This window comes from Vibrio sp. 10N.261.52.A1, assembly GCF_002876325.1.
GTDB lineage: Bacteria > Pseudomonadota > Gammaproteobacteria > Enterobacterales > Vibrionaceae > Vibrio > Vibrio chagasii.
The window spans coordinates 1-3,982 of sequence record NZ_MCYD01001123.1 but is presented as its reverse complement, the minus strand read 5'-3'; the positions used below and the strand labels follow the sequence as shown (position 1 = coordinate 3,982).

At 48.3% G+C, this 3,982-nt stretch carries 3 protein-coding genes; 1 reads left to right on the top strand and 2 read right to left on the bottom strand.

Going from position 1 to position 3,982, the window contains the following annotated elements; genetic code table 11:
• Nucleotides 1–1,492, top strand: a 1,492-nt coding sequence (gene recG / locus BCT81_RS24045) for an ATP-dependent DNA helicase RecG (protein ID WP_102426100.1), incomplete at its 5' end; no start/stop codon positions are given.
• Between the two features lie 225 nt (nucleotides 1,493–1,717).
• Here recG and envZ read toward each other — a convergent pair.
• Complete coding sequence (gene envZ / locus BCT81_RS24040; RefSeq protein WP_102426099.1) at nucleotides 1,718–3,013, bottom strand: two-component system sensor histidine kinase EnvZ; 1,296 nt, start codon at nucleotides 3,011–3,013, stop codon at nucleotides 1,718–1,720.
• A 166-nt stretch (nucleotides 3,014–3,179) separates the two neighbouring features.
• Nucleotides 3,180–3,899 (bottom strand): two-component system response regulator OmpR, encoded by a 720-nt coding sequence (gene ompR, locus BCT81_RS24035; RefSeq protein WP_008218409.1) that lies wholly within the window; start codon nucleotides 3,897–3,899, stop codon nucleotides 3,180–3,182.
• Between the last annotated feature and the right edge of the window lie 83 nt (nucleotides 3,900–3,982).

Here is a 3,982-nt window from a genome sequence, read left to right as displayed (position 1 = left end):
GCTGCATACCATTCACAGACCGCCTCCGGGTATCGACCTAGAGTTGTTTGATGAAGGTAAACACCCAGCACAGCTGCGCTTGATTATGGAAGAGCTACTGGCTCAAAACCTATCGATGCTGTCGGTCCGCAGTAAAGGACAGCAAGACAAAGCGATGCCGCTTCCTCCAGTGAATACACTCAAAGATAAGCTACTGGCTCAGCTGCCATTCTCGCCAACCAATGCTCAAGCACGCGTAACCCAAGAGATTGAAACTGACTTAGAAAAGCCACACCCAATGATGCGCTTAGTGCAAGGGGATGTAGGTTCAGGTAAAACCTTGGTGGCTGCACTAGCGGCTATTCGCGCACTGGAACATGGCCAGCAAGTAGCACTGATGGCACCAACGGAACTATTGGCTGAGCAGCACGCGATCAATTTCGCCAACTGGTTTGAAGCCATGGGCATTCAAGTTGGTTGGTTGGCAGGCAAACTCAAGGGCAAAGCTCGTGAGACTGAGCTGGCGCGAATTGCCAGCGGCGAAGCGCAAATGGTGGTGGGTACTCATGCCCTATTCCAAGAACACGTCGAGTTCAAAAACCTTGGCTTAGTCATCATTGATGAACAACACCGATTCGGTGTCCACCAGCGACTAGAACTACGTGAGAAAGGTGCTAAGCAAGGCTACTATCCTCACCAGTTAGTGATGACAGCAACGCCAATTCCACGAACATTGGCAATGACAGCCTATGCCGATCTCGAAACCTCAATCATTGATGAATTACCACCGGGTCGAACGCCCATTCAAACTGTGGCAATTCCAGATACCAAGCGTGATGACATCGTCGAACGCGTGCGTAATGCCTGCCTCAATGAGGGTAAGCAAGCCTATTGGGTGTGCACACTGATTGATGAGTCTGAAGTATTGGAAGCGCAAGCTGCTGCAGACACCGCAGAAGAGCTGCAACGAAAACTGCCTGATGTGAAAATTGGTTTAGTACACGGCCGAATGAAACCTGCCGAAAAACAAGCAGTGATGCAGGAGTTCAAAGAAAACAAACTGCACCTATTGGTTGCGACTACGGTGATTGAAGTGGGTGTGGATGTTCCGAATTCGAGCTTAATGATCATCGAGAACCCAGAACGTCTTGGCCTAGCTCAACTTCACCAATTACGCGGTCGTGTAGGCCGAGGGTCAGTCGCAAGCCATTGTGTATTGTTGTATCACTCACCGCTGTCTAAAACCGCTCAGAAGCGCTTAGGTGTGCTGCGTGAAAGTAACGATGGCTTTGTGATTGCACAGCGTGACTTAGAGATCCGTGGCCCCGGTGAACTGCTTGGCACTAAACAGACCGGCTTGGCGGATTTCAAGATTGCCGACTTAGTACGAGACCAACGTTTAATCCCGGAAGTGCAACGTATCGCTCGCCATATTCATGATAGCTACCCAGATAACGCTAAGGCGATCGTCAATCGCTGGTTGGGTGAGCGTGATGTGTATTCTAAGGCGTAATTAGCCCGTCTATTACCGCTCAAAACGTAAAAAGGCTTCCACAAGGAAGCCTTTTTAGTGCACGTTACTTTCTTCAATCAAGAGCGAGATTCCCTACTCGTTCGTTCCTCACGATAGGGAATGACGGTATTTTTTGTCATCCCCGAGAGAGAATAATGACCGAGTCGGGGATCTCTTAATAGTTCCCCGAACCAAACTCATCGAAATCACACGGACCGATGACAACTAGGGCTTAGCTGGGAAACTAATCTGCGCTTTTAAGCCACCTTCACTGCGATTATTGACCACCACTGCGCCTTGGTGTTGGCTGACAATACGCTTGACGATCGCCAAACCTAATCCTGTTCCTTCACTACCACGAGCCGTATCACCACGAGTGAAGGGTTCAAATAGCTTGCCGATCTGGTCTTGTGGGATACCCGGGCCGTTATCCTCTACCGTTACCCAAGCCAGTTTGTTATCCGCTGTCATGCCAGTCGATACCTTGACCCAGCCATTACCGTAACGCAGCGCATTCACCACCAAGTTACTCACCGCACGCTTCATCGCGATCGGATTGCCTAATGCAGGCTTCATGGTATCCGGGATATCAGTTTCAATCTGTACCTCATAGCCACCTTCAGAGCTTGATACCTCGCGTGCAATATCATCCACAAACACCGCTTGGAATGATTCACGATCGACGGGCTTCAAGTAGTCCATAAACTGGCTGATGATCTCATTACACTCTTCGGTATCACTGATAATGCCTTCCGCTAAATAGGCATCTTCTGGCGACATCATCTCGGTGGCTAAACGGATACGCGTTAATGGAGTGCGTAAATCATGACTGATACCCGCCATCAACAAAGCTCTGTCTTCTTCCAGTTCTTGAATGCCTTTCGACATCTGGTTAAAGGCGCGAGTTACTGAACGAATCTCTTGAGCACCTTGCACAGGCAGTGGCGGTGGAATATCACCACGACCGACACCCTGCGCTGCTTTCTCAAGCGCAATGAGTGGGCGGTTTTGCAATCGGATGAACAGCCAACCACCAGCAACGATCAACATCGCCATGATCAAGCTATTACGAAATAATGGCGCGAAGTCTTCTTCTTGTAGCTCAGAGAGTGGAATTCTAATCAATGAGTTTGGCAGCTGTGCTATGTCCATCCACAACACATAGCTCTCTTTACCTAAGATCAATCGCACTTCTGTTTCAGAGCCTAATTCTTTGGTCATCTCCTCACTCATCAGGTCAATCGATACTGCGTGGTAATACTCACCCGCTGCTTCGCTGTCCTTGGCGTGGACCGTTACTCCAAGTTGCTCAAGTACGCGCTGGCGCAGTGGTGCGTCGATCTCGATATCACTGCCTTGGTCCAATACTAGGTTTAACTCGTGCGCCAATATCTTATTAAACTGCTGTAAGCTCGGCATCAAAGCGTAGTTAAACACGGCGTAGTAAGAAAAGATTTGGCTAGCGACCAATAGCGTTAAGAAAAGCACTATCGACTGAGTAAAGGAGCTACGTATGCGCATGGGGCACCCAAAGTGTAGAGAGAAAAAACAAAGCGTTATATGACTATAACTCTAAACAATTATCCTGAATACAAAACGGGCCATCACATATCAATGAGATGGCCCGTAAATAGAGAATTCTGAATCACAGAATCAATAAAGCTACTGTAGAGCTTATTAAGCTGACTTACACAGCCTTACCATCAGGAACGAAGACATAACCTAAGCCCCACACCGTTTGGATGTAGCGAGGTTTGCTTGGGTCTTCTTCCACTAGACGACGTAGACGTGAAATCTGAACATCGATAGAACGTTCCATCGCTGAATACTCACGGCCACGGGCCATGTTCATCAGCTTATCGCGAGACATTGGCTCACGAGCATTGGTAACTAGTGACTTAAGCACTGCAAATTCGCCCGAAGTAAGCGGCATTGGCTCTTCGCCACGGAACATTTCACGTGTACCTAAGTTCAAGCGGAACTCACCAAACTCAACCACAGATTCCTCTGTACTTGGTGCGCCTGGCGCTTCAATTACTTGGCGGCGCAATACTGCTTTGATGCGAGCAAGCAGTTCGCGTGGGTTGAATGGTTTTGGTAGGTAGTCATCAGCACCGACTTCCAAACCAACAATACGATCCACTTCATCACCCTTTGCCGTCAGCATCAGGATAGGCAGCGAGTTGTTTGCGTTTCTTAGACGACGACAGATCGATAGACCGTCTTCGCCCGGCAACATTAAGTCCAATACCATCAAGTGAAAATTTTCACGGGTTAACAGGCGGTCCATCTGCTCACTGTTTGCCACGCTACGCACTTGAAAGCCCTGCTCTGACAGATAGCGCTCTAACAGTGCACGTAAACGAGCATCGTCATCGACCACTAAAATTTTGTAGTTTTCTTGCATGTAATGGTTCCACCTATTAATCGCTTATTGGGTTATAAGCTTATGGGCACAGTCTAATGAGTTTAATACATTAAAAATGTAAC

Coding starts and splice junctions, on each gene's coding strand:
- envZ (WP_102426099.1), bottom strand. CDS start 3,013: ATGCGCATACGTAGCTCCTTTACTCAGTCGATAGTGCTTTTCTTAACG.
- ompR (WP_008218409.1), bottom strand. CDS start 3,899: ATGCAAGAAAACTACAAAATTTTAGTGGTCGATGACGATGCTCGTTTA.